Source organism: Sphaerospermopsis aphanizomenoides BCCUSP55 (genome assembly GCF_001586785.1).
In the GTDB taxonomy this organism is placed as follows: domain Bacteria; phylum Cyanobacteriota; class Cyanobacteriia; order Cyanobacteriales; family Nostocaceae; genus Sphaerospermopsis_A; species Sphaerospermopsis_A aphanizomenoides_A.
Genome location: NZ_LUFH02000013.1, coordinates 44,735 through 71,590 on the forward strand (window position 1 = coordinate 44,735; position 26,856 = coordinate 71,590).

Genomic DNA, 26,856 nt, shown 5'->3' on the forward strand with positions numbered 1-26,856 from the left:
TTTGACAGCTTATCAAATCGTAATTTTTGGCATAACCCAGAAATGTTGAATACTTACATTCTCCCTAATTCCGGAGTTTTTCCTTTTAACCCAATCATTAATTTGAGGGCAAATATTTTGATCATTGGGACTCGCTGCATAAACCATAAACCCAAACGGCGGATAATTACCACAGGTAAAAGGTTATTAGAAAATACTCTATCTAACAAATCGGTAAAACCTAAAATGGCGAGATTTTCTTTTTTTCGCCAGATTTCATATTTTTTGAGAACTTCAATTTTACCAATATCTTCACCTGCTTGGTGTGCGGTTTGAATCACTTCTGCTAATGCTGCTGCATCACGAATACCTAAATTTAAACCTTGTCCACCGACGGGATGACAATTGTGTGCTGCATCACCAACTAAAGCCAAACGGGGCAGAACATAGCGATCGCTCTGCATTAACTGTACCTGAAAAATAAAGCGATCGCCTAATAGTTCCAATTTACCCATCTGATTACCATAACGCTTGGTCAGTTCAGCTAAAAATTCCTCATCACTCAAAGCACACAAAGCCTTCGCTTCTTCATGGGGTGCAGTCCAAACAATTCGACAACGGTTTCCAGGTAAAGGTAAAATCGCAAAAGGTCCGCTCGTCCAGAATTTTTCGTAAGCCGTGTAATTATGTGATTTTTCAGGTCTAACAAAAGCGACAATACAAGACTGCCAATATTTCCAACCCTTAGTTTTAATTCCCGCAGCTTGACGAATCGGTGACTTTGAACCATCAGCAGCTACTAACAACTTAGTTCTAATTTTCCGATGTTCACCGTCAACCTGAATATTAACAGTAACTATATCTTTTTCAGTCTGGGTATTTACTACTTCTGCCGGACACAGACAAGTTACATTTGCACAATTTTGGACAAATTCCTGTAAAGGTTCTAAAAGTGCAAAATGTTCGCCTACATAACCTAATTCTGGTGTTTGAATTTCTAAATCAGAATTTTGAAATTTAACCACATCAGGATAGTCAGCATCAGATAAAAATACCTGTCTGTATTTAGCGATATTAGGCAGAATTTGATCCCAAATACCAATTCCTTGGAAAATTCTGGCTGAAAGCATATGTATAGCATAAGCTTGGCCTTTGGCTACTGCGGCTGATGTTACCCTGGCCTCAATCAGCAGTACACTTAAACCAGAGTCTTTTAAAGCAGCAGCTAGAGTTAAACCAACAATACCACCACCGACAATCACCAGATCATAATTATATCCCCGGTAGTCTGTGGCTGTGTGGTTAGGGGTTAGGGTTTGAGAAAGCTGGGTGAGTGACATTGTAAAGATAGATGACAGCGTTTTACCTATTATTTTTACCCAATTCCCTGAATAGAGCAAGATGAATGATTATATCGACCTTTACTGCGAACGTATTCTTCCTGGTTTGTGGAATGAACCGCTTAATGCAGTTTCTAATATTTCCTTCTTTATTGCCGCATGGGCTATTTGGCAATTAGCTCAAAGACAGCAACAAAAAGTACCAACTAGCATTTATATACTGATAATCTTAACAACTACTATTGGCATTGGTAGCACTCTACTGCACACATTTGCCCAAAAATGGGCATATTTATTAGATGTGATCCCTATTTTCGTGTTTCAACTTTGCTTTTTATGGCTTTATAGCCGTCAGGTAATTAGGATAAAATATATTTATACAGGAGCATTGCTGATAAGTTTTTTATTCCTGAGTAACTTCAGTAGACAATTTCCCAATCTTCTCAATGGTTCTCTTTCCTATCTGCCTGGATTGGCAATTTTATTGATGTTGGGAATTTATCACTATCAAAAACAAAAGAATGAACAATTTACTTTATTTGCTGCATCGGGAATCTTCCTGTTAGCCCTTTCATTCCGCACTCTGGATCAGGTAATTTGCCCTTACTTTTCAAGTGGTACTCATTTTCTTTGGCATCTTTTTAATGGTATGGTCGTATATTTATCAGTAAGAGCATTAATCCTCAATTGGTCTGCCAAGGCAAAAGCAGACTAAAAATCAATTGGTGCATATTTTTTAATCCTCTTCCTTGATGGGAGAGGTAATTGTCAATTGTTGAAGTCTTGTGATAAAAGGTAAGGATTCAGGATACAGAATACAGGATAGCCTGCGGCACGGCTACGCCTACAGGATGAATTAGAGTTTTCGAGTCATTCTTGATCATTGATGAAAAAACTTGCTGATGGAAGATTCCTGCTACAAACAAATATTCTGACTCCTGCACCAGATGTCTGCGTAGCTTCTCCTGACTCCTGACTCCTGAATTCTTACGATACAAGTTGAATCATTCAGCCCAGATTAATCAATAAGTTGGGGACTAGGAATTTGCTGATCAATCTCTGCTTGAGACAAAGATGGTATCAACCAGCTACCCTCACCAACTTTGAATATTTTAGCAGGTTCAATATTCAATTCAATCGCACCAGTTGTAGGATTAGTTTGAGCGACAGGCTGTGTACCATCAACAAACTTAACAGCGATTGCATCAGTCAATTGTTCTGGTTGACCATTTGGACTGAGAACTATCTGAATTCCTGCGGGTAAATAAAGACCATCACAATCCCAATCATCATCAGTTATTTGTCCATCTGCCAAGTAATAAAGTTGAGTGGGATATTTTTTGCCTTTATTAGCATAGACAGCTAATGTTTTTCCTGTTTCATTACGGCATTGCGCCCGTTTATTGGCAGTTTCCATGATAGTCTTTTGAGACTGTAATTGTAACAGCCGCTGTTGAAATTGTTCAGGTGTATAACCAGCTTGTTCAGGTGTATTCTGTACTTGTAGAAGGTGATTGAGTTCCTGAGTTACTTCAACATAATCAGCCCCTTTCGTGAAATTCTTACTTGCCCATGAAGGTTGAGCAATCACTAAATTTACAAGTAATACCAGGGCAACAATGACGATTTTAAGAAACTGCATATTTTTTCTCCTGTGTTGGAAATCAGAGGTTGTTTTCACAAAAAAAAGAAAACAATTTAAATAATTAAAACCGTAATATTTTTATCGAAACAATCAAGTCTAAAACCGGACTTCGTCCAAAGTTTTTAGAAAGGGATATATATCCTCGTTAAAAAATGGCATTCTGCCTCCTGCCTTCGTTAAACTTGATTAGCATTTACCAGGATTATTAATCTTTCAGACTGTGGAAATTCTCTAGTTTACTTCTATTCACCCACCGATGACAAAATTCATTTTTGCGGAGTGGTACTTTAATTTGTATTTGCTTAGAGCCTAACTTAACTATCTCAACGGTAATTCTTTGGATATCACTGGAATCAGCACGAGATTTGTAAAGCCAAATAACTTTTTGTCCTACTTGAAAATAATCAGGATTACTATTTGAAGAAGAGGGTGTTTCAGCCCAAGAGGGGAGAGCAATTATCAAATTAACTACAATTACTAAAACTAGGGAAGCAAATCGAAAAAGCTGCATAATTTTTTCCAGGACTACAAACTTTGAGTTTTGATTTTGGAAGTTTGAACAATTTTGATTAATCCTATTAAACACAAGCAACTAGCAACTAAAGCAATTGGTGTTAGGGAAGCACTGTCTAGAATAATAAACACACCCAAACCTATCAATACAAAAGGCACAAGATGATTACCATGACGAGAGAGTAAATCAGCTATAAAACTCTGACAAGTTAATTTGTAAGTCACATAACACCAAACCCCAACCAGTAACAAGAAGACTGCAACAATTACCAGTAAACTAGAAAGGGCAGTATGAGCAAACAACGGCATATAGATCCCCACATTATCACTCCCATTGGCGATGGTAATAGCTGCTACACTATAAGCTTGGGGAGACACAAAACTAGCAAAAGTAGAAGTATGAGTTAAATCAAATTCCGATTCTGATGATGAATCATTTTCAGAATTCAGCAACCTATTGAGTCCGATAGTAATAGGTACTAAACCGAGAAGTCCAACCCAATGAGATGGTAATATTAAACCTCCCAAAAAACCAACCATACTGGCAACTATCAGCGTACAGAAACCTAAATACTGACCTATGACAATATGCCGACGACGGAAAGTAGCATTCACCTGAGAGAATAACAGCGTGAGAATGACTAAATCATCCAAATTTGTAGCGGTAAAAGCTGTAATTCCAGTGGGAATAGCAGTTAAAAATTCTTCCATTTCTATTTCTCCTTAATCTTGTCACTGGAGTTTTTGAAGCTAGTATGAGGTAATATCTGCAAATGCTGTTATAACCATGAGATATGAAGTGTCAATACTAGAACTTAATCCTATGAAATTGCGGGTATGATGATTTAAATTTAAAACTGAGACGAGACATACTTTTAGTGATGAATTAATTTGTCAACCACTTTCTCATTGTCTCCAACTGTTTGGTCAACATTAAACATGATATTATTGACAGTTGTCTTGGGGAATTTGCTGTTATTTTGCATATATAGTCCTGGTAATATAGTTACTTTAGCTTCTTTATTCTCTTTACCAGGAGGCACTAAAACTACCTTCAATTCATTTAGGACTTTTTGTTGATCTTGGACAATTTGAGTTAGTTCGTTTAACTGTTGAGTGTGCAAGTCATCTAATTTTTGATGGAGCAATTCAATATTTTGTCCGGCTCTGAGATTCACTTGGTGGTCAATTTCGGCATTTCTGCGATCTGTATCAGACTGGCGATTTTGACTCATTAAAACAATAGGAGCAGTGTAAGCTGAAGCGAAGGAAAATACTAAGTTAAGCATCATGAATGGGGACTCATCCCAGTGGGGAACTCCAGGCATTAAATTGATTCCTACCCATCCTGCTAAAATGCTGCTTTGGCAGATGAGAAATCTCCAAGAACCTACTTCTGCCGCAAATTTATCAGCAAGGCGTTGTCCAAGAGTCAAATCATTATTGGTCGTATTTTCAACTACTGTTTGTTGCTCTACTACATGGGGTTTTTGAGTTTTTTGGATGTTTTTGATATTCATGTTGCACCCGGTTTGAGATAATTGCCATTTGTGTTTGACCCGATGACATTTAATTTACGCCGACTAAACAATAGAAGCAAATACTCTTTCTTTTTAAAACGATAAATAAAAGTGATGCTATAAACCCTCAATACCACATCGGCTTTTTGGACATACTATTGCCGCATTTAACGATAACATTTTGTGAATTTACATAACATTTCTACATCCAAGTTAATCGGACTTAAAAATAAAAAATTATAAAACAGCCTAAAATAGATGTAATAAAAGATTTTAATAAAAAGCGTCCAGTAAGTTTGACGCTGACAATATGACAATATGACAATATGCTGCAACAAACATTTGTTATTCCGGCACTTCTAATCTTTTTATTGTCTATCCCATTGATTACGGAGATCGTGCCGCCCAATTGCGGCTATGGAATTCGTACTCCTAAAACCTTGTCAGCACCACGAATCTGGTATCTTGCTAATAAATTTGCAGGTCGGGTTTTGATGTTTGCCAGTGGATTTTATCTAACAGTTGTTGTGCTGACAATTCATCTGCCTTCAATAAATCAAAATTTTGGAGTTTGGTTATTGCATTTCGGTAGTTTCATGATTCCTTTGTTAGTCAGCTTATTGCTCATCCAAAGATACATTAAGAATTTATGAGTGCATAGTCGGATTAACAAATGCAAAATTTGTGGCAATATGATTAAGGTTACGCCAAAAATCACGCTAGTGATAATCTACGGTTTTATTAAATATTATGACTCCTGACTCCTGCTCCTGAATTCTTACATAAAATCTGTTCAAAGGCTTTAGATATACCTGTTTGAAACCTCTGTCGATGCTTGAGTTTGTAAAAGGGTCGGACTATTTCCACATTCACAGCAACACCTTTGCGATCATCTATAGTTTGAATAGCTCGTAAAGTTTCTAATTGCAGTTCTTTTTTGACCATCAATTCAGAAATCCCAGTCGCACCGACACCGCTTTCAACAGCAGCTTTGGCCATTTCTCCGCTGTTAAAGATTAATATCACATTTAGTTCATCCAGATTAACTCCCCAATTTAGCAAGGCTTCCTCAAATCTTTGCTGTGTTCCAGAACCAGGTTCTCGCATCACCCAAGGAGTTTGATTTAACTCTGTGAGGCTAATTTTTGGGTATTCAAACCAAGGGTGAGTTTGACCAACAACAATTTGTAGGCGATCGCTACCAATAATTTCATACTCCAAAGTATTTTGCAATGATGCTTTCACTTCTCCTTCTACCAAACCTAAATCAAATAGTCCTGTTGCTGTTCCTACACAAATTTCCTCTGTGTTAGCAAGAGTACAGTTAATTTCAATTCCTGGATACTGACTTTTAAATTCACTAATCTTACTTGGTAGCCAATAATTCCCAATAGTCAGACTTGAACCTAATTTTAATTCACCTCTTTGTAAATTATTTAATTCTCGCAATCCCCTTTCTGTCAACGTGACTTGTTTAAGAATTTTCTCTGCTTCTAATTGCAATAACTTACCTGCTTCAGCAATTTCAATATGACGGCCAATACGATGGAACAACTTGATTCCGTATTCTTGCTCTAAATTTTGGATCGCTGCACTCACAGCAGGTTGAGTAATATAGAGTTCTTCTGCTGCACGGGTAAAGTGTAGATGTTCTGCCACAGCTAGAAAAATGCGTAGCTGATCCAGGGTCATTCCTGCCATTGACAATTGTCCCTTCCAATCTTGGTCAAAATTGAATTGTGAGAATTTAGGAGTCAGTTTAAAACTTCAATCAGACTGCTATGTAAAGTTAAAATTGAACTCTGCTTATGCAGATAAGAGGTAGTTTTTTACTATCCAATCTCCATCCCATTGCGAGTGTTTTATATTTAATATTTAACCTACTGAGCAATTAATTTTCAGGCAGCACCTGTAAAATTAAACTCAGATTTAAGAGGTTGTTTTTTGCTACAATTTATCTTAGGATATTTTATGTAAAAAATATATCAATAAAATATATACCATCTGCATAAGCTATCTTAACTAGATGTTATTTTGGTGCTGCTAATCAGTGAAAAGAAAGAAACTTTTGCAAATTAATTTGGTATTAAGGGTGTTATTTTAATGCAGTTACAGTCCAAATCAACTCAAGAAAATCACAGAAAACCCGGAAGACTGAATCCATCAAGGATTAGAGATCATTTAGCTAATGAACGTACTTATCTAGCCTGGATGCGAACAGCGATCGCGCTTTTGGGTTTTGGTGTTGTGATTGTGCGGTTGCGTGTTTTGCAAACACCTCTCGTACCCCATTTAGGTACTGGTTGGAAATTAGGTTTAGTATTTTCCTTAGTAGGTTTAGTCACAGTTTGGCTTTCCACAACACACTATTTCGCCGTCCGTCGTGATATTGAGGAAGATACTTACGAACCTACAGACCGCTGGGTAATTCTTTTCAGTTTGGCAATAATGATTCTGGGATCTGGAGTAGTTTATTTTATTTTTACTACTCCTTTAAATCCATCCCTGCCAGTCATATCCGATTGATATAGCAGGTAACAAGGGGGAAAATCCTTTCCCCTACACCCCTACATATTGTTGGGTTGTTAATTCATACTGGCAGCCATTAAATTCTCAGACATTTCAAAGTTAGCTGTAACATTTTGGACATCATCTAAGCCTTCTAAAGTATCAATTAATTTCAGCAGAGATTTAGCCTGATCAGCTTCTGTAACTTCCACCTGATTTCCAGGAATCCAACGCAATTCTACTTCAGTAACTTTAAAACCCTTATTTTTGAGTGTTTGACTAAGTTGCTCTAAATTTACCACCTCAGTAAACACTTCAGCCGTTTCCTCAGCAATCATTTCATAAGCATCCGCTTCACCTTCTAAAGAAGCTTCTAACAGCTGTTCTTCATCCACAACTTTCTCAACTACACATACCCCTTTTTGGGCAAACATCCAACTCACACAACCTGTTTCTCCCAGATTTCCACCATTTTTACTAAAAGCCACCCGCAAATCCGCAGCGGTGCGATTACGATTATCTGTTAAGGCTTCAATTAAAATCGCTACACCACCAGGGCCATAACCTTCATAGCGAATTTCTTCTAAACTGGAGTTATCGCCGCCAAAAGTCCCTGCACCCTTAGCGATCGCTCTCTCAATATTATCATTGGGAATCCCCGCCGCCTTAGCCTTATCAATCGCCGTCCGCAACTGAAAATTTCCCGCCGGATCTGGGATACCATTTCTAGCTGCAACTATAATCGCCCGCGATAGTTGGGTAAATATATTTCCCCTTTTCGCATCGACTACCGCCTTTTGACGTTTAATATTTGCCCATTTACTATGTCCTGCCATAAGTTGAAAAATAGTAACACTCTATTCAAAGATAGAATATAACGTCACTCGATTTTGGATTGACTCCACCCTCAAGTGTAGAGCTTGAAAATTTTGGATTTGGGATTTACGTTAGCGAAGCGTACGCAGCACAGCGAGTATTTTTCCGTCCTCAAGAACCATGACCCATACCAAATTTTTTGCATAAATCCTGATATTTATGAACTTTTTCTCATCAATTATTTAAACAAGGTTCATGTAACGATGTGACATTAATAACTGTAACCTCTCACAAAAAGCTTTAACCATAATGCTAAAATCAATTTCTGGTGTGGCGATGACATTAATCGGACTTAGCACTAGTCTGATGTTACCTCACGTGGCGATCGCTGAAGAAATTGCTTGCCAAGGAAGCTTAGGTGCAATCACCGTTGATAATGTGAAAGTACCTCAAGGCAAAACTTGTACACTCAATGGTACAACTGTTAAAGGAAATATTGTTGTCGAACAGAGAGCAACTCTCAAGGCCATAGGTGCAAAAGTAAATGGCAGTATTCAAGCAGAGGGAGCAAGTCTAGTCGATGTAAATTCTAGTGCTACCGTGGGTGGCAGCATCCAAGTGAAGCAGGGTAGTGCGGCTCGTGTGGTGAGTACACGCATTACTGGAGATGTGCAGTTCGACTCAAACTCAGGACAAATAGTTGCTAACCAAAACCAGATTGGTGGAAATTTACAAGCCTTTCAAAATACTGGAGGGGTGACGATTCGGCAAAATCGCATTAACGGCAATTTGCAATGCAAGGAAAATGCTCCTAGTCCAACTGGTGGCGGTAATATCGTTCAAGGTAGTAAAGAAGACCAATGTGCAAAGTTATAAAATTACTTTGATTTCTGAGCAGGATGCTTTGATGCACTCTATTCTCATCTAATAACTCTCTGTGCCAAGGAGCGATGATTAGATTGCTCCTTGATCAAATGGATTGAAACTATAGGAATCCGCTTTGATTCGTGATAGCGAAGCGTGGCGTAAGCCATAATCATTTGTGTAGGCAGGCAAGAGGCACTCATGCAAGAGGCAAAAGGGTTTTAGATGATTTAGTTGTACGGAGTTTTGTTCAAAATTCAAATAGGAGTCCTATACCTTAATTAAACTCAGGTACAATACCGTTTATTCATCCACCAGTCGCACAAAATTCATTCTGAATTCTGGATTCTGACTCCTGAATTCTGTTTGATAACTGAATTTAATTGATTACTTGAATTGACTTTATGTGGAATTATAAACCAATTGTATTGACCTCGATCCGGTCAAGAATTTTTATTTCTTATTTTATTTTGTTATCTCTATTTTTAGTTATTACAGTCCCCTTAATATTCAAATTTGTATTTTCCGCAATTGCTAATCGGGTTACTGAAGATATTAGAGAAGAAGTCGAAATATTTGAAGGTCTTCTGAATAATGACAGTCAGAGTAAATATAAATTGGGTCTCCGGGGTCAAGAAATAAAATATCCAAAGGATGCTGGGCAACTCGCTAACTTGTTTAACATTTATCTCTCACGACGCATCCCAGAAGATGACACTTATCTGATTGGGATCTTGAATGAAGATTTTTATCGCTCCAGTCCAGAAGCACTGCCTAAGACATTGCAGCCTCAATCATCAGTCATGCAGTCTTTGATCAAAATAAAAACAGTTCAAGAGGGTATTAAACTACAACCTAATACGAAGACTGGCAATATTCTCTATATAGTTAAACCTATTCATTTTCAAGAACAGATTATCGGACGCTTGATTGTTGCCCATGCTGTATATGGAGAACAAGAGGAAGCTTTTGATACCCTCAAAATAGTTTTTTGGGTAATGATAGGTGTCTTTATATTATCTGTTCTTGTGACTTGGTTTATGGCAGGAAAAGTCCTTTCTCCTCTTAATTCTATCATCTCTACAGCAATTAAAATCACTGAGAAAAATCTCAACGAAAGAATCGAAGTACAAACAAGTGGAGAACTAGCTGAATTAACAAACTCTTTCAACGCCATGATGAATCGTTTAGAAGCTGCCTTTGTCAGTCAACGACACTTTATGAATGATGTCGGTCATGAATTGAGAACACCGATCACAATCATTCGAGGGCATTTGGAACTAATGGATCTAGATCAGGCTTCTGGTATTGAACAGGAAACCATTAATTTAGTGATTGATGAGATTGACCGTATGAGTCGGTTGGTAGATGATCTGAGTTTATTAGCAAAGTCTGAGCGTCCAGATTTTTTACTTCTTGAAACCATTGATGCCAAATCGTTTTTAGACACAATATCTACCAAAGTACAGGCTTTAGCTCATCGGAATTGGCAATTTCAGATCAAGGTGAAAGGAATATTGGTTGGCGATCGCCAGCGTCTCACCCAAGCGGTCATGAATTTAGCCCAGAACGCTGTCCAGCATACCCAGGAATGCGATCGCATTACACTAGGTGCTTCTCTCAATAATGGGAAGTTGAGGATATGGATTGAGGATACGGGAGAAGGAATTGACCTCTGTGAGCAAGAACGAATTTTTGAGCGGTTTGCTCGTGTCAAAAATAGTCATCGTCATTCAGATGGTTCGGGGCTGGGATTATCAATTGTCCGAGGGATCGTAGAAGCACACCGTGGCTCGATTCAACTCCAAAGTCAACCAGGAACAGGATCAACCTTTCTAATTGTCATACCCCTTAATCCTTTTCAAGAGTAGAAGATCATGTCGCAAATTCTGATCGCAGAAGATGAACCCCGCATTGCCTCCTTTATCGAGAAAGGTCTCAAGAGTCACGGCTTTATCACCACGGTTGCTACTGATGCCCAAAAGGCACTTTCATTAGGGCTAAGTGGAATGTTTGAACTCCTGATACTCGATTTAGGACTACCTGGTAAAGATGGCTTTGAGGTCTTGAAAGACCTGCGTGGACAAGGTGCAACTCTACCCATCTTGATTTTGACTGCCCGTGATGATCTCCAAGATAAGGTATTTGGTTTAGAAACTGGCGCGGATGACTACATGACCAAACCCTTTCGATTTGAAGAGTTACTCGCCCGTATTCGTGTGCGTTTAAGAACGGTCAACCAAATCTCTACATCAGAACAATTTACTCTAAATGCTCATAATATTGTATTGGATTTGAGAACTAGAAAAGTGAAGGTAAATAATCAGTTGATCGAACTACCTTTTCGTGAGTTTATCTTGGCGGAAACTTTTTTTCGTCATCCAGGACAGGTTCTGAGCCGCCAGCAACTGCTGGATAGAGTGTGGGGATATGATTACGAGCCAGGGTCAAATATTGTGGATGTCTATGTTGGATATTTGCGAAAAAAATTAGGTAGCAACCTCATAGAAACCGTTCGTGGAGCAGGGTATCGTTTAAATATATAAGTAAGTATGAATCAGTAGGTGGGCGAGAATATTTATCGTTAGGATAAGGCAGGAGGTAGGAGGCAGAAGGTAAGAGGATTTTAGCCTCGTTAATTTTTCTTCACATAGTTATGTTTATTTGCACCCACCTACTTAAGTATAAATAATTTATTAGCTCAGATAATGCCCATCAAAATAGCCATGTCCGTACAAAAACGAAAATAAGAATGAAGTATTTTTTTCTCCTACACTCCTACACCCTTACACCCCTTCATTACCTGGTGCTACAGTTTGGAGCAAAAACTACTAAGCTGGTAATATAGCACGTTCAAACTTTACCGGATATCCTGGAGCGCCATATCAGCGGTTCAGACTTTCTCACTGGCTAACTTACGTTGTAACTGAATTATGTTTGATGCACTATCTGACCGTTTAGAGTCCGCCTGGAAAAAACTGCGGGGGCAAGATAAAATCTCTCAATCCAACATTCAAGACGCTTTGCGGGAAGTGCGTCGGGCTTTGTTGGAAGCAGATGTTAACCTCCAGGTAGTCAAAGATTTTATTTCTGAAGTCGAAACCAAAGCTCAGGGAGCCGAGGTAATAGCTGGCGTGCGCCCTGACCAACAGTTTATCAAAATTGTTTATGATGAACTGGTACAGGTCATGGGGGAAGAAAATGTTCCCTTAGCAGAAGTTGAAGGTAAAACCACCGTTGTGCTAATGGCGGGTTTACAGGGTACTGGTAAAACCACTGCTACCGCTAAATTAGCCCTACATTTAAGAAAATTAGATCGTAGTTGTTTATTAGTCGCTACAGACGTATATCGTCCCGCAGCTATTGATCAGTTAATCACGCTGGGTAAGCAAATTGACGTACCAGTGTTTGAGATGGGCAGTGATGCTGACCCTGTAGAAATAGCCCGTCAAGGGGTGGAACGCGCCAGGGCAGAAGGTATTAATACAGTAATTGTTGACACGGCTGGACGCTTACAAATCGACCAAGACATGATGGCGGAATTAGCCCGCATCAAGTCAACTATCGAACCTGACGAAACTCTGTTAGTCGTGGATTCAATGACGGGTCAAGAAGCAGCAAATCTTACCCGTACCTTCCATGACCAAATCGGCATTACTGGGGCAATTCTCACCAAAATGGATGGTGATAGCCGTGGTGGTGCAGCTTTGTCAGTGCGGCAAATTTCCGGTGCGCCGATTAAGTTTATCGGTGTGGGTGAAAAAGTGGAGGCGCTACAGCCATTTTATCCCGACCGCATGGCCTCCCGGATTTTGGGTATGGGTGATGTTCTCACCTTAGTAGAAAAAGCCCAGGAAGAAATTGACTTGGCAGATGCTGAGAAAATGCAGGAGAAAATCCTCTCAGCCAAGTTTGATTTTACCGACTTCCTCAAACAGTTACGCCTGATGAAAAACATGGGTTCATTAGGTGGCATCATGAAGTTAATTCCGGGGATGGGTAAACTTTCTGATGACCAGTTGAAGCAGGGGGAAACCCAGCTAAAACGCTGTGAAGCCATGATTAACTCCATGACGAAGCAGGAACGCAAAGACCCGGATTTATTGGCCAGTTCTCCCAGTCGGCGACGGCGCATTGCTTCTGGTTCTGGTTATAAAGAATCAGACGTGAGTAAATTGGTGGCAGATTTCCAAAAAATGCGATCGCTCATGCAACAAATGGGACAAGGCAATTTCCCCGGTATGCCCGGAATGTTTGGCGGCGGTATGGGCAACCCCCTAGCCGCAGGAAATCGTCCTGCACCTGGTTGGCGCGGTTATCCGGGCGGTGCAGCACCTGGGAAAAAGAAAAAGAAAGAGAAAAAGAAAAAAGGTTTTGGCACGCTTTAGGTGACAGGTGACAGGTGACAGGTGACAGGTGACAGTTAAGAAAGCAGGGGTGCAGCACTATGGCTCAACGCCACGCTGCGCTATCGGCTACGCTCAGTGAGCAGGGGGCAGGGTGCAAAGGGAGAATATTAACTTTTGCCTTTTGCCTTTTGCCTTTTGCCTTTTGCCTTTTGCCTTCTGTTCCCTGTTCCCTGTTCCCTGTCACCTTCCCCCAATAATGCCTAGCAAGTGCTAAAATTATCATTTCAGTATTAGAAGTTTTGAACAGAGGCCGTTTAGCCTAGTCACTTCTTCATCAACCAGTTCCAAAATCACTACCTAACAAACCAACAGGAGAACGATTTCTCAACATGATCAAACTGCGCTTGAAGCGATTTGGTAAAAAGCGGGAAGCAAGTTACCGTATTATCGCTATTAACGACCTGTCTCGCCGTGATGGTCGTCCCCTAGAAGAACTAGGATTTTATAACCCCAGAACCGATGAAGTGCGATTAGATGTCCCCGGCATCGTCAAGCGACTACAACAAGGCGCTCAACCTACGGACACCGTTCGTCGCATCCTAGTAAAAGCTAACGTTTTTGAACAAGTCAGTGCAAAAGCCGCGTCATAATCTGGAGATGAAATCATTGGCAGCCAGTCCTAATTATGTTGGGCTGGTTAAGTTTCTTGTGCAACCGTTTTTAGAATCTCCAGAGTCTTTAAGCGTCGATTGTGAAATGTCTTATACCCTTAAACGGGCTTGGATTCGCATCGCTTTTGACCCTGTAGACAAAGGAAAAGTCTTTGGTCGGGGGGGACGTAATATTCAGGCGATTCGCACGGTAATTGCCGCAGCAGCAGAATTGGCTGGGCAATCAGTATACCTGGACATCTACGGCAGCAGTTCCCAAAGTCGGGATGGTATGTCTTTCGATGAAGAACAGGAAGAAAGAATACCCCCACCAAGATCGAGAGAAAGAAGTGTAAACATCCCTAGACCTGTTGCTAAACCCCGCTTCCGCTAGGTCTAAGCTGGTAAATTTAAGCGGATTCACCCAGTCATCAGTTCTGGGCAAAATGGAGACAGGTGGCAACAAGATTGTCGAATATTTGTGGCATCTCTCGTTGCTTTAACGAAGTTACCAGTAAAGTATAGACATCTGTTGCCAGCCTATTCTCAGAATCAAGAGAATTTTAGATTTTAGATTTCAGATTTCAGATTTGGGCTCCTCACCTTATTACTAAAAAACTATGGCAGGTGCTTTAACAATTCAGCTGCCTAATATTCCCAGTGCGATCGCTCTAGGTGGATATGGGGAAGCAAATCTCAAATTTCTATCACAACAAACAGGAGCCAGCTTAGTTTTACGTGGACAGGAACTCCTGATAGCTGGTACAGACAAGCAAGTTGATCTGGCAGCGCGATTAGTGCGATCGCTGGAAAACCTATGGAGTAAAGGCAATAATATCTCAACTGCAGATATTTTAACAGCCCGTCAAGCTATAGAGAGCGATCGTCAAGGTGAATTACAAGACCTACAGCGAGATATCCTCGCTAAAAGTCGCCGTGGTCAAGAAATCCGCGCTAAAACCTTCCGTCAAAGGCAATATATCGAAGCCATCCGCAAACGTGACCTGACTTTTGGTATTGGTCCTGCTGGAACTGGTAAAACCTATCTCGCTGTCGTCGTCGCAGTCCAAGAACTTCTATCTAATCAATTTGAACGGTTAATTTTAACTCGTCCTGCGGTAGAAGCAGGTGAAAAATTAGGATTTTTACCAGGAGATTTGCAACAAAAAGTTAATCCCTATCTTCGTCCTCTTTATGATGCCATCAACGAATTTATTGACCCGGAAAAAGTCCCGAATTTAATGGAACGTGGTGTCATTGAAGTTGCACCATTAGCCTATATGCGCGGACGTACTTTAAACAACGCTTTCGTAATTGTCGATGAAGCCCAAAACACCACACCGGCACAGATGAAAATGGTTCTTACCCGGCTAGGTTTTGGTTCACGCATGGTAATCACAGGTGATATTACACAAACTGATTTACCACTAAATCAACAATCAGGATTAACAGTAGCTTTACAAATTTTGAAGCACGTGGAAGGCATTGCTTTTTGTGAATTTACCCAAAAAGATGTTGTTCGTCATCCTTTAGTCCAACGTATTGTTGCTGCTTACGAACATTATGAAAAGTAATAAACTGGTGATTGGTGATTGGTTAAAAAATTAATATCTGTTGAAATAATGATTAAAATCCATGTAAAAATACAATGTAGTCAGCATTTTTGATATTCTTACCAAGTTTGTCTATCTACAAGTTAAAGCTGATTAATGATAGCTGAATGCTTACAAATCCAAAATCTAAAATCCAAAATTGTCTTATGAGTACAACATTGAAAGAATTTTTAGAAGCTTGTGAAAATTTAGGAACTTTACGTTTAATTGTCACTAGCAGCGCCGCAGTTTTAGAAGCACGCGGAAAAATAGAAAAACTTTTTTACGCTGAATTACCCAAAGGTAAATATGCCAATATGCACACAGAAGGTTTTGAGTTTCACCTGAATATGGACAAAATAACCCAGGTGAAGTTTGAAACTGGTGAAGCGAAAAGAGGTAATTTTACAACCTATGCTATCCGGTTATTAGATGAACAACAAGAACCTGCTTTAAGCATATTTTTACAATGGGGTAAGCCGGGAGAATATGAACCAGGACAAGTAGAAAATTGGCTGACTTTACGGGACAAATACAGTGAAGTTTGGCAACCTTTACCAGTTGAAACCTTGTAAATTTCCAAGCTACATATTTCTGACTTTTTATCTCGTTCCCAGTTTCTAACTGGGAATTTCATCAAGAGGTTCTACCTCTGCTGTCACTAAAGGCAAAGCCTGATAAAATTCATTTCTAGACAGAGTATGGTAACTAGAAACTTTTGAATTTATAGCTGTAGACAAGGCGCTTAGGACATTAACCAAAACTAAAACTTAGAGGATGTTTGAAAAGTCTCTCATGGTGTATCAAAGATTTTCAGATCCCCCTAAATCTCCCTTAAAAAGGGGGACTTTGAATCTAGTTCACCCCTTAATAAAGGGGGTTAGGGGGGATCTAGAAGTGTTGAAAATAACCATCTCAAACTTTTAAAACAACCTCTTAGATACTCAAAGGCTTTTACCACTGTCACCTGCTATATCTAATTGAATATGTATATAAAAATCATTTTCAGTTTTTGCTTAACCCTGCTATTGTTATTGACAACTGGAGAAGCAAAAGCTGGTGAACTAGCAGAACAATTAGCAAACTTTCCCCAGTGGGAAAAACTAACATCCGTCAAACCAGCAGAGGGAGATTTAATTTACCCTGAATGGATGGCTGGTACATGGAAAGTTACCAGTACATTAGTAGATTTAGCAGCACCTTTAGCACCAGATATTATTACACCTGGATTTGAAGGAAATCGCCGTCAATTAAATCAACCTATAAGTTTTTTAGTTAGGTTTGTTAAAATTCAACCCTTTATTTCTGGATTTAAAGTTACTGCAAAAATAGATAAACCATCACCAATATTAGTAGCTGATAGGGTATTTAATAGCTTGAATTTGTCTATAGCTTATTTAGGTGATGAAGCTGTATTAGGAGTTAAAATAGATCCAGAATCTCCTAATCGTCAAGTTACATTTTTTCGTGGAGAACGTCAATTAGTTTCTGTCGTTACTGCACGCGCTACGGAAACAGCACCGCATGAGTTTATTACCACAGAAGTTTTTCAACAATATTTTAAAGGTGGTTCTCGTGCCTATTTCAATAATGTAGAATCTACTACTGCTTATCATCAACTTTCTACATTAAACCCAGCTATCGAAGCAGATCAAGTTACTGCGGTTTATCTCTCTCCCCAAGATCCTGATTATTTCACAGCAGGTTCTCGACCAGTCGCGCTTTATCGTTATCGTCTTGAATTTTTCCCTCCAGCAGACGCAAATGATAGCAATTAAAAATTAATGTCACCTGCTATCAAACAGGTATTAACTAGCTCTCTAGAAAGATTTTATTATTTCACTATTGACGCGATTGTATTATATGTGTAGTATAAATATTCCTGGCTAACACTTATGGTTAGGGATGGTGTGCAATATGGCGAATGTTAGAGATATTCTCAATTATTTTCGTCCCTACTGGAAACTGAGTATTTTCAGCATTACTGCATCTAGTCTTTATGAAATTCTTGATTTACTTGTACCTTATGCGATTGGACAAATTTTAAATGTTTTATCTGGCCAACCATTAGATCATCCAATACAAAAAATAATTGTCAATGTTTCACACAGTACAAATCACCCAGTTAATCAATCTCTATCTTTAGGTCTTTTACTAAGTCTAATCTTCATTGTTACTGTTGTTAGAGCGCCAACACAACCTTGGTTAACTAGTTGGTTTCACTGGGATATAGCCTTAAGAGCGCGTCGAGATAAAAGTCAAACAGCCATAGCAAAAATTCTCACTCTCCCACTAGAATTTTACGATGAAAATAATCCTGGACGTATTGCGGGAAGATTAGCCAGAGGAATTGTTAACCACACTTGGGGTTATCCAGAAATTGCTGGTCTGTTTATTCCTAAACTAATGCGTGTATTGGGAATATTTGTATTTATCGCCTTTATTGAATGGCGCATAGCTGTGTTATTTCTAATTTCCTTTGTAGTTATTCTCGGCTTTACGCTCAAGGATTTACAGCGATTAATTAAGTGCGAAATTCTGATAGACAAACATATAGAAAATACAGAAAGTCGCACTTCTGAGATTATCACTAATATCAAAACAGTGAAAGCGTATGCGACAGAAAATAGGGAACTAGAAAGACAAAAGCAACGTTTGGAACGAGAGCTAAATATAGTTGATTATCGGTTGCACAAAGGTTATGTCAAACTGCAAACTTGGCAAAGAACTGTCATTCAATTTTGCGTGTTTATGGTTCTGGGTTTGACTTTAGCTGCTACAGTCAAAGGAAAAATTTCTCTTGGTCATTTTGTGATGACCTTGACTCTTTCTAGCATGGCTTATGCTGAGTTAGAACCTATCAGTAATTTAGCAGAATCCTTTGCACGTCGTTATTCGGCAATGTTGCGGTTTCATGAATTTCTGCAAACACCATCAGGAGCAGATGCAACTGAATTATTAACAGATGTAAAACAGGTAGAATCAGCATATCAATTTACTGGCAAAGTTGAATTTGCTCATGTCAGTTTTGGCTATGATAGCCAGCGTCAAGTTTTACAAGATATCAATTTGTTAATTGAGCCATATCAAACAGTAGCATTGGTGGGAAAATCTGGTTCTGGTAAGTCTACTTTAGTGAAGTTGCTATTGCGTTACTTTGAACCCCAAACAGGTCAAATTTTGATTGATGGAGAAGATATTCGCACTTTAAATGTAAGTCAGTATAGACGGAGATTAGCGATTGTTCACCAAGAAGTAGACGTTTTCAACGGTACTGTTTTGGATAATCTCAAATATGGTAGACCTGATGCGACCTTGGAACAGGTGCAGGAAGCCTGTAGAATTGCCAAAGTTGATGATGTGGTTCAGCACCTACCCCAAGGTTATTACACGGTTGTTGGAGAAAGAGGTGTAAGACTGTCAGGTGGACAAAGACAGCGTTTAGGAATTGCTAGAGCGTTGCTAGTAGAACCAGATGTACTGATTTTTGACGAAGCGACTTCTAGTTTAGATTATGAATCTGAACGAGCAATTCAATTAGCTATGCGATCGCTCCAAGGAACTAGAACTACAATTATCATCGCTCACCGTCTCAGCACAGTCAGGGAAGCCGATAAAATTGTGGTTCTTGACCAGGGAAAAATTGCCGAGGTTGGTAGTCATGAGGAATTGTTGCGTCATGAAGGAATTTACCACCGCTTACACTCCCTGCAAGAAACAGGAGAACTAATTGCTTAAACATCTGAAACCCTTTTGATTTAAGCATTCCCAGGTTTTTTGAAAAAATATTTTTTCACCCCTTGCCAAACCTAAAAACTGCTGCTACTATAGTAAAAGTGGGACGCAGCGGGTCGGTGTCCGAGTGGTTAATGGAGACGGACTGTAAATCCGTTGGTTTGCGCCTACGCTGGTTCAAATCCAGCCCGGCCCACCACTTCTAGAGATGTGAGTTACGAAAGCTGAGTGTCGAGAAATCTTCTCAGCTTTGTAATTCATACCTCCTAAAACAAAGCCCGATTTTTGCCCGTGTGGCTCAGTGGTAGAGCACACCCTTGGTAAGGGTGAGGTCACGAGTTCAATCCTCGTCACGGGCTTTTGACTTAAATACTTACATGGTAGGATTTTAAGCTTTTAGGAGTGGTATAGAGATATTCTTGTACTTGGTTAACTGGTAGATTCTACCACTTTTCTACCAACAACGGATTTTAGAGAGAGTTTTTAGAGGGAATTCTACTAATTTTTATATAAGTTTAACTTCTGCGATCGCTGGGTTTTAAAAGATTTTGCCTATCAGTGGTCGATATATAAGTTTTACTTCTGGCTTTAAACAGCCATTTTGAGAGCAACTTATAAGTCATAGAATTGTTGCTTTAGTGTATATGTTTTCAGATGTAATAGGATTTGTAATAGGAATTGTTATAGGATTTCAGGGATACAATAACCCCACCTAACAAGAGTCAAAGTGGGGTTTATTTTTGTTTGGTTACTGGTGCTTTAACTTTTTGTTCAGCGATAATAATTCTTGGGCATATCCAGCATTCTCAAATCCCAGAATAAAACTATTTACATCCGTGCCAAGGCATCCGATAGGCGGTACTCTACATTGTTCATTTGGCTTACCCTTGTTGACATGACGTGCTACCATATCACGAACTTTTGCAAACAGAAAATACACTATGCAAAGTATTACCGCTGTTACTGCAAATAGCACTATACGCCTCATTCCTCCCACGGGAAGGAAGATTATTAATGCTCCCCATGTAAATACTATTAATCCAATAAAAGCGAAAAATATCACATATAACTTGATTGAAGTACGCCTACAATTTATCCATTTTTTACACTCATTGCATATTGGAAAATCTACAACTGATACACCATATATTCGTGGGTCGCGTCTCACATTACCTCTATGTGCAATATTCATTGTGTAATGAGTATCTGTCTTATTGCGTCCACAACAGCAGCATGATGATGGGAATGCAAGGCTAGGATTTGCAGGAAATTGAATTTTATACATAATCAAGTGCTTAACTTCTGCATAAAACATAACTCCCCACGTCAGAGAATGCAGGGAGTTTTATTTTTTATTCATGCAATTGCCCTGGATGTAAATGGTTGGACTATTCCCTGACTAGAATATCTCCAACTTGACAATCAAGGATAGAGCATAGCTTGTCTAGCACCCGTCAAGATGGCTGTAATTAGCTGCCAAAAGCAACCTCTTTATCAAAAAGTATTTGCAAGACCTTAAGGTTTTACAAATACTTTTTCTATTGCTTCTTGCAATGGGCATTTTATTTCAGCCATTTTGACCAGGCAGGGTAAGCATAATTGCTTACCCATTTATTTGAGCTAGAAAGCCATTTGCTCTTGTTTCTCGACTAATCGCACATCCTTAAAACTGACAGGCGCTAGAACCACTTTGGATGGATTCTTTTTAGCCGTCCCCTTCTTTATGTGAAAGAGTTTCACCCCATAACCGGGGCAAACTTCACTTACCTCAAACTTTGCACCCTTAACACAAGGATAAGAATAGGTGTCAGAGATTATTTCTACCCAATCACCGACTTCTGGCTGTGGGTCAACTTCTGTCATGCCATTGGGTAATGGAGTTTTTGACGGTAGACTTGGCATCACATCAGAGAAAGTTGGAGATTCAACGGTAACAGCGGTAACAGATGGCTGTAATCCTTGCACAGTAGGTGTTACCGTGGGTGTTACCGTAGCGTTACCATGAACATCTGACGGTAACGTTTTTGGGACATCTGTTACCGCTGGTTGGGTGTCGGTAACGGGTCGGTAACACAACGGTAACGCTTGTCCTGCATGGCTTTCAGCTTCTGTTACCGTCGTTACCGTGAAATCCTCAACTTTTTTTAATTTCCACACAGAAGTAGTTTTCCCGTTCCTGCGTACCTTATGACCGCTTGTATAACCCAATCTAGTCAAAGCATCTGATATTGGTTTCCAGTCGCCTGGTTTCAGCGCCTTACCGTCTGATTCAGGATACAGGTGTGTATATATCTCAGATATGGTTACATATTCCTCAGAGTCTTTTATCCAACCCACTACCCTACAGGCATCTTCCACCGCGTCAAATAATGGGTCAAAGCTGGTATATCTTTCATTGTTAGCAGCACTAGCTATCTGCTCATCTTCTGATAACTCGTAGGAATACCCTGACTCAAACAGTTTGTATGCACAAGCCCAAATCAAATCACGGTATTCAAGTAAGGATTTAAAATCTATTTTCCCTGGTATATCTACAACCCAAAAACGAGTATGTCCTGTGGGGTCTAAAAGGATATCCTGCTTGTTGGTGGACGCAACTAAGATAGACCGTCTATACAATGTTTGTATTGTCCTGCCATAAGGTAATCTAACCTTATCAAATGGGTCACTAATTACAGCTTTAAGGTTAGCTACATCTGTTTTTCTGTAGACTTTATCGAATTCTGCTATTTCGTTTACCCATGCTGAGTGTAAAGCCATTAAATCATCTTTATCAGTAGTCCCTTTATAGGATGAATTAAAGAATTTATCACCTGCTAACTCTCTCCAGAAACTAGATTTACCAGCGTCTTGTTTTCCATAGAATACACATACCCGTTTAAAGAAACAACCAGGTCTAAATACTCTGTTAACAGCAGCTACCAATGTTTTAGTGATAAAGGTTAGATGTAGTTTATCTTGTACTCCAGTAATCTCACTAAGCATTTTATGGATATGGGGTAAAGCGTCATCTGTGGATATATTCACAGCTTTATCTTTAATGGAGTTCAGGTATTCAATGACTGGATGGTATGCTTTTTGCCTTGCGACTTCTACTAAGTAATCAATAGCGTAACTCTTGGCTAATTCTATTCCAGTTTCTTGACTGATATGGATGAAAGAACTATCAATATAATATTCCTTACCATCCTTTTCTATCTCGTTCGTCATCTGATTTAGCCTGATTCTATCTCGGTAGAATTCAGCTAACAGAGAAACCGTTTTTGCATGACTCTTTGAGTTGCCGCCTGATTTCCTGGACTTACTACTATTACTTGCTACTGGGTATCTTCTCTCCCATTCATCCAATGAATAAGCTTTTTCTAGTAACGCTTTAACTCCGTCCGTATCTAGCTTGTGGTGATTAATGTAATCGTCGATGCCTTTTTCTTTATCACTCACTGGTACGCTCCTATCCTTTACCCATGTACCAGATGCTATCAAAACATCGTAGCCAGCAGCTATTAATTTTTTGGCTAAGGCACGTTGAGCTAAGAATACATTCGTATTTGTGAATATATCCCCATCAAAAATTATTCCAACCTTGGTTATACCCTTTAAGTTCTCCCTTCTTAACGCTGGTACTAGTTGCGGTTCTCCTAATCTTTTGGGTGTTAATCCCATAGTTACCCCACATATAGCTATGGCATAAATTCCTTTTGCTATCAGAGATAATGCTTTAAAAAATCCTTCTACTATCCATAGACGGTCATTCTTCCCGACGTAATGCACTATTCCAAACATCCCTTCATACACAGGAATCATTGCATCGTATGGTTTACCCTTGGGTGTTACATATTTAATTGGCTTCCCGTCTTTGTCAGAGAATGGTTTATCAGGTCTATATTGAATCTGGTCGTTATCACCCTTAAGGATGTATCCCTTACCAGACCGCTTGACATTATCGAGTAGCAAGTCAGTGGGTATTTCTCTGGCGATAGATAGTCCTTCTAAGGTATCAATGCTGATTTCATTAGCTGTTAATGCCATTTTTCTATCCTGAATTTTCTTTTGGTGGATAGAAGGCAGCGCGTTTTGTATGATAAGATTAGTGCATCCTTATAGGATTCCTATTAGGACTTGTAATAGGACTGACGTAAAACACCAGGTACTATTAATCTCAAAAGATAACTAGCAAAAGCTTTTAATTGGTGATAAGATACCACTAAAGAAGCTTTGTAAATCGTCTAAACGCATTGCTGCCTTCTCAGTGTCTAGTTCAAAAACAAACTTGGCGGTATGGTTTGAACTTGACGACTTAAAGATTAGGATACCACGACCCACGTTAGGAGTCGTGGTATTTGCGTTTTATGGCTATTACTCACCATTGCTTGCGTAAATACTTCTAATATCAATTCCCAGCCCATCAATACGTTCTCTGATTGACGCTGCAAGTTTTCTAGCTTGCTCATAGCGCGGTGATGTTTTCTTGGCTTCACAGGTTGCTTCCCAAGTTGCAATCTCAATATCTAGCTCAATCAGGAAAGCGTACAAATCATCAAGCTTTCCAGCTATGGGAACGGGAATCCATTTCTGTACCGTATCAGCACCATATTTTTTACTTCTGCCACCACCGGGTTTACGGTTTCCGGCTTTAGGTACACCTCTAGGCATAGTTTTAGTTCCAAATAATATTTTTGCGTTCGCCGCAACATCCTGGTTGTTGAGTAGGGATTATCAAATCGCTCAAATGCCTTCTGTGTCTTGGTTATCTTATTGATACAACATTAATAAGATAAGAGTAAAGAGTATAAAGGTACTATTTTGTTATTATTGTGACGAAATAAGATGTATTAGGATTGATGCCATCTGCTATCTTCTCAGGACAATTAGTGGATACAAAAACTCTAAGAAAGAGGATGCTTTTTGTGTACGGTGATATCCGGTTTGGAGTGAAACTATCTACTTTAGTGCTTTGTATATAAGAAAAAGTGATCGAAAAGATACTTGTCAGGTTGAGTTGATGCACATAAAATAAAAATGCCCAATGTATAAATGTCTGAACCACATCTATACATCAGGACTTCCCAACTTGAATACCCAAGTAAGGCAATATGATGATAAACCAAAAGAACTTAGATGATTCCAGAAACTTCTGGATATCTCAGCAAGAGTTAAGTAGTAGATTACTTGAGATTGAAGACGCTGTTGATACCGTAGGCAGGACTTCACTGTTTGTTGAGATGGCAAAGCAACAGTTCGATATGGGATACGAGAATCAGGTAGACCGATGCTTAATGTTGTTGGATGTTTTTGAGCAGAAGTTTACTGAAGAAATGACGCAACTAGAAGCAAAGATTCAGTTATTGCGTTCCGGCGTGAGCGAACCCCAACGACCTGCCTTGACTCTAGTAGGCTAAATCTCTCATCTCCAACTAAACACAATATTCTAATTATAATTACCCGCTTTTGCGCTTACATAAATATCATGGTTCGGTTGCCACTTTCAAGCTTTTTGAGAGTGGTTTTCTTATTGATTGGAGAGGGGTATATGTTTTTATTTTGTATAACGATTTGTAATAGGAATTGTTATAGGATTTGTAATAGGAAAATAAACATATACCTACACTTAAAGCTTTAGCCAGCATGACTTTCAGGGTTTAATTGCTAATATTAATTAGCACTAAGTAATAAAGGTATGATATGATGATTTTGTGCTGAGAAAGTACCCAATCAGCTAACCCTAGTGCCTTCATTAAGGGTTTTTAAATCGAAATCTTATACCGAATTTTTATCCGTCTGTTGTGTTTTGGTTCACATCATCATTTAATCCCACTATTCGCTTCTAGTGGGATTTTTTCTATTGCTGTGTAGACCTAGATGGGGTTTTGAACAAATACCTTCAGACTCATTGCTTAATGATTCCAACTTGTTTTTCCAGTCCTTAGATAATCTCCAACCCCATCCCCTACGCCACCAAATCACTTTTGCATATCGTCTTTTTATGCGATATTCGCGTGATATCCAGTCATGAAGAATCAGGACACCTGTAAGGGTATCGGGAAAATAGTTCAAAGGCAACAAGTCCCAGTAAAACGATTTATAAGGTAAATCATTCATCCACTCACACAGGTATTGCAACTCGATTAAATCGTCCGTGTTTATCATAGGTTTATAGTCCTTGCCATTTACATCTATGTCTTAAATCTCCGGTAATTCAATATCGTCATTACTAGCTAAATAATACTTCATGATTGTCTCTGGACTATTACCCACAATAGTAGCAATAGTTTTAATATCTACACCATCTCTTAACATCCAAGTAATAAAACTATGACGTAAATCATAGAAAGTAAGTTCTTTGGATATCAGCTTTTGAGTAAATAAGTTGTTGACAATAACTTGCCAATACCTGTTATAAAAATTGTGTTGATCAATGTATATTCCTTCATAACTTGGGAATACAAGATTATTCTCGTTAGGTATTCTAGGTAAACTGTTCAAGAAGTCTATCATCTGTTGATTACAAGGAAACATTCTTGCATCTACACCGTTTTTAGTTCCTTGCAGTAATTGACCACTAGAGTACCTTTTACTGAATATTATTTTATTGTTTTTAATGTCATCCCAAGTTAGTGCTATTGCCTCACTAGGTCTACATCCTGTTCTGATTCTAAATTCAACGTATCCACTGTAAAAAGCACTTGAATAACTTGATTTGTCTTTGTTAAATCTTCCATCCTTAAATGCTTCTAGTATTATCTTTGCCTCCTGTTTGGAGTATATTTGTATGCTCCTAGTGTCTACTTCTAGGATTGATAGTAATGTTGAAAAAGGATTACTGCCTTTTAACTTACCTAACTTGATAGACAGGTTTACAGCAGTCCTGATAGTTGATAATGGTGTGTGAATATATCCATCTGAATACTTACTTCTTAACCATGCTAGAAGCTTATCTGCATTAGAAACTATTAAACATTCACTAGGACATTCACTCAACCACCTATCAACAGGTATCCACCTATTTTGATGCGTGCTTTTAGGTGGGTTAGGTTTTAACGTTTTATAGCTTTCCCATATCTCCTTTAGAGTAGGTTCTGAGTGTATAGATACTATTTCCGTAAGTTTGGGTGTATTTTGTTTTGTTAGTCCATATTTAATCAAAGTGCTATCAAAGTTACCACGATAGTAATCAGTTTCTATGTCCTTGCAGATAGCTACAGTTGATTCTAGTCCGTCTAATGTAGCAGCATAGGTGTACTTGCAAAAGGCAATATCACGCTTTCTACACCTTATACGTAATAGACATCTCCGAAAACTATCAAAGCCGCTTTGTGACTAGCTTACAAACTGCAAAAGAAAGGAT

At 39.0% G+C, this 26,856-nt stretch carries 27 protein-coding genes and 2 tRNA genes; 16 read left to right on the plus strand and 13 right to left on the minus strand.

What is annotated here, in order from left to right; genetic code table 11:
* Positions 1-53: 53 nt before the first annotated feature.
* Positions 54-1,319: an FAD-dependent hydroxylase gene (locus A0J48_RS05170; protein ID WP_200320979.1), complete on the minus strand. Its 1,266-nt coding sequence runs from the start codon at positions 1,317-1,319 to the stop codon at positions 54-56.
* 61 nt (positions 1,320-1,380) lie between these two features.
* Here A0J48_RS05170 and A0J48_RS05175 point away from each other — a divergent pair, with 61 nt between their 5' ends.
* Positions 1,381-2,034: a ceramidase domain-containing protein gene (locus A0J48_RS05175; protein ID WP_200320981.1), complete on the plus strand. Its 654-nt coding sequence runs from the start codon at positions 1,381-1,383 to the stop codon at positions 2,032-2,034.
* Positions 2,035-2,337: 303 nt separating this feature from the next.
* On the opposite strand, the gene A0J48_RS05180 is transcribed toward A0J48_RS05175, so the two are convergent.
* From A0J48_RS05180 to A0J48_RS05195, 4 genes are all read right to left on the minus strand, one after another.
* Positions 2,338-2,961 (minus strand): hypothetical protein, encoded by a 624-nt coding sequence (locus A0J48_RS05180; RefSeq protein WP_200320983.1) that lies wholly within the window; start codon positions 2,959-2,961, stop codon positions 2,338-2,340.
* Between the two features lie 208 nt (positions 2,962-3,169).
* The gene (locus A0J48_RS05185) at positions 3,170-3,475 is read right to left on the minus strand and encodes a hypothetical protein (RefSeq protein ID WP_200320985.1); all 306 of its coding nucleotides are present in this window, start codon (positions 3,473-3,475) and stop codon (positions 3,170-3,172) included.
* 14 nt (positions 3,476-3,489) lie between these two features.
* On the minus strand, positions 3,490-4,188 hold the full coding sequence (locus A0J48_RS05190) for a cadmium resistance transporter (protein ID WP_200320987.1): 699 nt from the start codon (positions 4,186-4,188) through the stop codon (positions 3,490-3,492).
* Positions 4,189-4,352: 164 nt separating this feature from the next.
* Positions 4,353-4,997 carry a DUF1003 domain-containing protein gene (locus A0J48_RS05195; protein ID WP_200320989.1) on the minus strand — a complete coding sequence of 215 codons (645 nt, stop codon included), beginning with the start codon at positions 4,995-4,997 and terminating at the stop codon, positions 4,353-4,355.
* 398 nt (positions 4,998-5,395) lie between these two features.
* Here A0J48_RS05195 and A0J48_RS05200 point away from each other — a divergent pair, with 398 nt between their 5' ends.
* Positions 5,396-5,650, plus strand: a complete 255-nt coding sequence (locus tag A0J48_RS05200; protein WP_325078512.1) for an SdpI family protein — start codon at positions 5,396-5,398, stop codon at positions 5,648-5,650.
* Between the two features lie 88 nt (positions 5,651-5,738).
* On the opposite strand, the gene A0J48_RS05205 is transcribed toward A0J48_RS05200, so the two are convergent.
* Positions 5,739-6,698 (minus strand): LysR substrate-binding domain-containing protein, encoded by a 960-nt coding sequence (locus A0J48_RS05205; protein ID WP_200320993.1) that lies wholly within the window; start codon positions 6,696-6,698, stop codon positions 5,739-5,741.
* Positions 6,699-7,100: 402 nt separating this feature from the next.
* Between A0J48_RS05205 and A0J48_RS05210 the strand changes: the two genes are divergently transcribed.
* A complete protein-coding gene (locus tag A0J48_RS05210; RefSeq protein WP_200320994.1) occupies positions 7,101-7,523 on the plus strand; it encodes a YidH family protein in 423 nt (140 codons plus the stop codon).
* Between the two features lie 59 nt (positions 7,524-7,582).
* On the opposite strand, the gene A0J48_RS05215 is transcribed toward A0J48_RS05210, so the two are convergent.
* Positions 7,583-8,341, minus strand: coding sequence for a YebC/PmpR family DNA-binding transcriptional regulator (locus tag A0J48_RS05215; protein WP_200320995.1), 759 nt, complete (start codon positions 8,339-8,341; stop codon positions 7,583-7,585).
* A gap of 289 nt (positions 8,342-8,630) precedes the next feature.
* Between A0J48_RS05215 and A0J48_RS05220 the strand changes: the two genes are divergently transcribed.
* The 12 genes from A0J48_RS05220 to A0J48_RS05275 all read left to right on the plus strand — a co-directional run bounded on the left by A0J48_RS05220 (position 8,631) and on the right by A0J48_RS05275 (position 19,870).
* On the plus strand, positions 8,631-9,197 hold the full coding sequence (locus A0J48_RS05220; protein WP_200320996.1) for a hypothetical protein: 567 nt from the start codon (positions 8,631-8,633) through the stop codon (positions 9,195-9,197).
* Positions 9,198-9,655: 458 nt separating this feature from the next.
* Positions 9,656-11,056 (plus strand): sensor histidine kinase, encoded by a 1,401-nt coding sequence (locus tag A0J48_RS05225; RefSeq protein ID WP_234300729.1) that lies wholly within the window; start codon positions 9,656-9,658, stop codon positions 11,054-11,056.
* Between the two features lie 6 nt (positions 11,057-11,062).
* Complete coding sequence (locus A0J48_RS05230) at positions 11,063-11,731, plus strand: response regulator transcription factor (protein ID WP_200320998.1); 669 nt, start codon at positions 11,063-11,065, stop codon at positions 11,729-11,731.
* A gap of 387 nt (positions 11,732-12,118) precedes the next feature.
* Positions 12,119-13,573: a signal recognition particle protein gene (ffh, locus tag A0J48_RS05235; protein WP_200320999.1), complete on the plus strand. Its 1,455-nt coding sequence runs from the start codon at positions 12,119-12,121 to the stop codon at positions 13,571-13,573.
* Positions 13,574-13,923: 350 nt separating this feature from the next.
* The gene (gene rpsP, locus A0J48_RS05240; RefSeq protein WP_200321001.1) at positions 13,924-14,184 is read left to right on the plus strand and encodes a 30S ribosomal protein S16; all 261 of its coding nucleotides are present in this window, start codon (positions 13,924-13,926) and stop codon (positions 14,182-14,184) included.
* Between the two features lie 7 nt (positions 14,185-14,191).
* Positions 14,192-14,578 carry a KH domain-containing protein gene (locus A0J48_RS05245; RefSeq protein ID WP_200321003.1) on the plus strand — a complete coding sequence of 129 codons (387 nt, stop codon included), beginning with the start codon at positions 14,192-14,194 and terminating at the stop codon, positions 14,576-14,578.
* Positions 14,579-14,804: 226 nt separating this feature from the next.
* Positions 14,805-15,758, plus strand: coding sequence for a PhoH family protein (locus A0J48_RS05250; protein ID WP_200321005.1), 954 nt, complete (start codon positions 14,805-14,807; stop codon positions 15,756-15,758).
* A gap of 185 nt (positions 15,759-15,943) precedes the next feature.
* Positions 15,944-16,351, plus strand: coding sequence for a ChuX/HutX family heme-like substrate-binding protein (locus A0J48_RS05255; protein ID WP_200321007.1), 408 nt, complete (start codon positions 15,944-15,946; stop codon positions 16,349-16,351).
* 411 nt (positions 16,352-16,762) lie between these two features.
* Positions 16,763-17,554 (plus strand): DUF6816 family protein, encoded by a 792-nt coding sequence (locus A0J48_RS05260; RefSeq protein ID WP_200321009.1) that lies wholly within the window; start codon positions 16,763-16,765, stop codon positions 17,552-17,554.
* 139 nt (positions 17,555-17,693) lie between these two features.
* Complete coding sequence (locus A0J48_RS05265) at positions 17,694-19,514, plus strand: ABC transporter ATP-binding protein (protein ID WP_200321011.1); 1,821 nt, start codon at positions 17,694-17,696, stop codon at positions 19,512-19,514.
* Between the two features lie 110 nt (positions 19,515-19,624).
* A tRNA-Tyr gene (locus A0J48_RS05270) sits at positions 19,625-19,710 on the plus strand.
* Between the two features lie 88 nt (positions 19,711-19,798).
* Positions 19,799-19,870 (plus strand) — tRNA-Thr (locus tag A0J48_RS05275).
* Between the two features lie 389 nt (positions 19,871-20,259).
* Here A0J48_RS05275 and A0J48_RS26755 read toward each other — a convergent pair.
* The 4 genes from A0J48_RS26755 to A0J48_RS05295 all read right to left on the minus strand — a co-directional run bounded on the left by A0J48_RS26755 (position 20,260) and on the right by A0J48_RS05295 (position 24,164).
* Positions 20,260-20,499, minus strand: a complete 240-nt coding sequence (locus A0J48_RS26755; protein ID WP_234300730.1) for a hypothetical protein — start codon at positions 20,497-20,499, stop codon at positions 20,260-20,262.
* A gap of 400 nt (positions 20,500-20,899) precedes the next feature.
* Entirely contained in the window at positions 20,900-20,962 is a 63-nt protein-coding gene (locus A0J48_RS27710) for a helix-turn-helix domain-containing protein (RefSeq protein WP_200321032.1), read from the minus strand.
* A gap of 169 nt (positions 20,963-21,131) precedes the next feature.
* Complete coding sequence (locus A0J48_RS05290; protein ID WP_200321015.1) at positions 21,132-23,540, minus strand: VapE domain-containing protein; 2,409 nt, start codon at positions 23,538-23,540, stop codon at positions 21,132-21,134.
* A 327-nt stretch (positions 23,541-23,867) separates the two neighbouring features.
* Complete coding sequence (locus A0J48_RS05295) at positions 23,868-24,164, minus strand: hypothetical protein (RefSeq protein WP_200321017.1); 297 nt, start codon at positions 24,162-24,164, stop codon at positions 23,868-23,870.
* Between the two features lie 440 nt (positions 24,165-24,604).
* Here A0J48_RS05295 and A0J48_RS05300 point away from each other — a divergent pair, with 440 nt between their 5' ends.
* Positions 24,605-24,910: a hypothetical protein gene (locus tag A0J48_RS05300; protein WP_200321019.1), complete on the plus strand. Its 306-nt coding sequence runs from the start codon at positions 24,605-24,607 to the stop codon at positions 24,908-24,910.
* A gap of 415 nt (positions 24,911-25,325) precedes the next feature.
* On the opposite strand, the gene A0J48_RS05305 is transcribed toward A0J48_RS05300, so the two are convergent.
* Both A0J48_RS05305 and A0J48_RS05310 read right to left on the minus strand, forming a co-directional pair.
* Positions 25,326-25,658, minus strand: a complete 333-nt coding sequence (locus tag A0J48_RS05305) for a hypothetical protein (RefSeq protein ID WP_200321020.1) — start codon at positions 25,656-25,658, stop codon at positions 25,326-25,328.
* A gap of 33 nt (positions 25,659-25,691) precedes the next feature.
* A complete protein-coding gene (locus A0J48_RS05310) occupies positions 25,692-26,654 on the minus strand; it encodes a tyrosine-type recombinase/integrase (protein ID WP_200321022.1) in 963 nt (320 codons plus the stop codon).
* Positions 26,655-26,856 lie beyond the last annotated feature (202 nt).

Coding starts and splice junctions, on each gene's coding strand:
- A0J48_RS05185 (WP_200320985.1), bottom strand. CDS start 3,475: ATGCAGCTTTTTCGATTTGCTTCCCTAGTTTTAGTAATTGTAGTTAAT.
- A0J48_RS05265 (WP_200321011.1), top strand. CDS start 17,694: ATGGCGAATGTTAGAGATATTCTCAATTATTTTCGTCCCTACTGGAAA.
- A0J48_RS05180 (WP_200320983.1), bottom strand. CDS start 2,961: ATGCAGTTTCTTAAAATCGTCATTGTTGCCCTGGTATTACTTGTAAAT.
- A0J48_RS05305 (WP_200321020.1), bottom strand. CDS start 25,658: ATGATAAACACGGACGATTTAATCGAGTTGCAATACCTGTGTGAGTGG.
- A0J48_RS05250 (WP_200321005.1), top strand. CDS start 14,805: ATGGCAGGTGCTTTAACAATTCAGCTGCCTAATATTCCCAGTGCGATC.
- A0J48_RS05175 (WP_200320981.1), top strand. CDS start 1,381: ATGAATGATTATATCGACCTTTACTGCGAACGTATTCTTCCTGGTTTG.
- A0J48_RS05245 (WP_200321003.1), top strand. CDS start 14,192: ATGAAATCATTGGCAGCCAGTCCTAATTATGTTGGGCTGGTTAAGTTT.
- A0J48_RS05295 (WP_200321017.1), bottom strand. CDS start 24,164: ATGCCTAGAGGTGTACCTAAAGCCGGAAACCGTAAACCCGGTGGTGGC.
- ffh (WP_200320999.1), top strand. CDS start 12,119: ATGTTTGATGCACTATCTGACCGTTTAGAGTCCGCCTGGAAAAAACTG.
- A0J48_RS05290 (WP_200321015.1), bottom strand. CDS start 23,540: ATGGCATTAACAGCTAATGAAATCAGCATTGATACCTTAGAAGGACTA.
- A0J48_RS05255 (WP_200321007.1), top strand. CDS start 15,944: ATGAGTACAACATTGAAAGAATTTTTAGAAGCTTGTGAAAATTTAGGA.
- A0J48_RS05300 (WP_200321019.1), top strand. CDS start 24,605: ATGATGATAAACCAAAAGAACTTAGATGATTCCAGAAACTTCTGGATA.
- A0J48_RS05220 (WP_200320996.1), top strand. CDS start 8,631: ATGCTAAAATCAATTTCTGGTGTGGCGATGACATTAATCGGACTTAGC.
- A0J48_RS05215 (WP_200320995.1), bottom strand. CDS start 8,341: ATGGCAGGACATAGTAAATGGGCAAATATTAAACGTCAAAAGGCGGTA.
- A0J48_RS05230 (WP_200320998.1), top strand. CDS start 11,063: ATGTCGCAAATTCTGATCGCAGAAGATGAACCCCGCATTGCCTCCTTT.
- A0J48_RS05170 (WP_200320979.1), bottom strand. CDS start 1,319: ATGTCACTCACCCAGCTTTCTCAAACCCTAACCCCTAACCACACAGCC.
- A0J48_RS05260 (WP_200321009.1), top strand. CDS start 16,763: ATGTATATAAAAATCATTTTCAGTTTTTGCTTAACCCTGCTATTGTTA.
- A0J48_RS05210 (WP_200320994.1), top strand. CDS start 7,101: ATGCAGTTACAGTCCAAATCAACTCAAGAAAATCACAGAAAACCCGGA.
- A0J48_RS05205 (WP_200320993.1), bottom strand. CDS start 6,698: ATGGCAGGAATGACCCTGGATCAGCTACGCATTTTTCTAGCTGTGGCA.
- A0J48_RS05195 (WP_200320989.1), bottom strand. CDS start 4,997: ATGAATATCAAAAACATCCAAAAAACTCAAAAACCCCATGTAGTAGAG.
- A0J48_RS26755 (WP_234300730.1), bottom strand. CDS start 20,499: ATGAGGCGTATAGTGCTATTTGCAGTAACAGCGGTAATACTTTGCATA.
- A0J48_RS05190 (WP_200320987.1), bottom strand. CDS start 4,188: ATGGAAGAATTTTTAACTGCTATTCCCACTGGAATTACAGCTTTTACC.
- rpsP (WP_200321001.1), top strand. CDS start 13,924: ATGATCAAACTGCGCTTGAAGCGATTTGGTAAAAAGCGGGAAGCAAGT.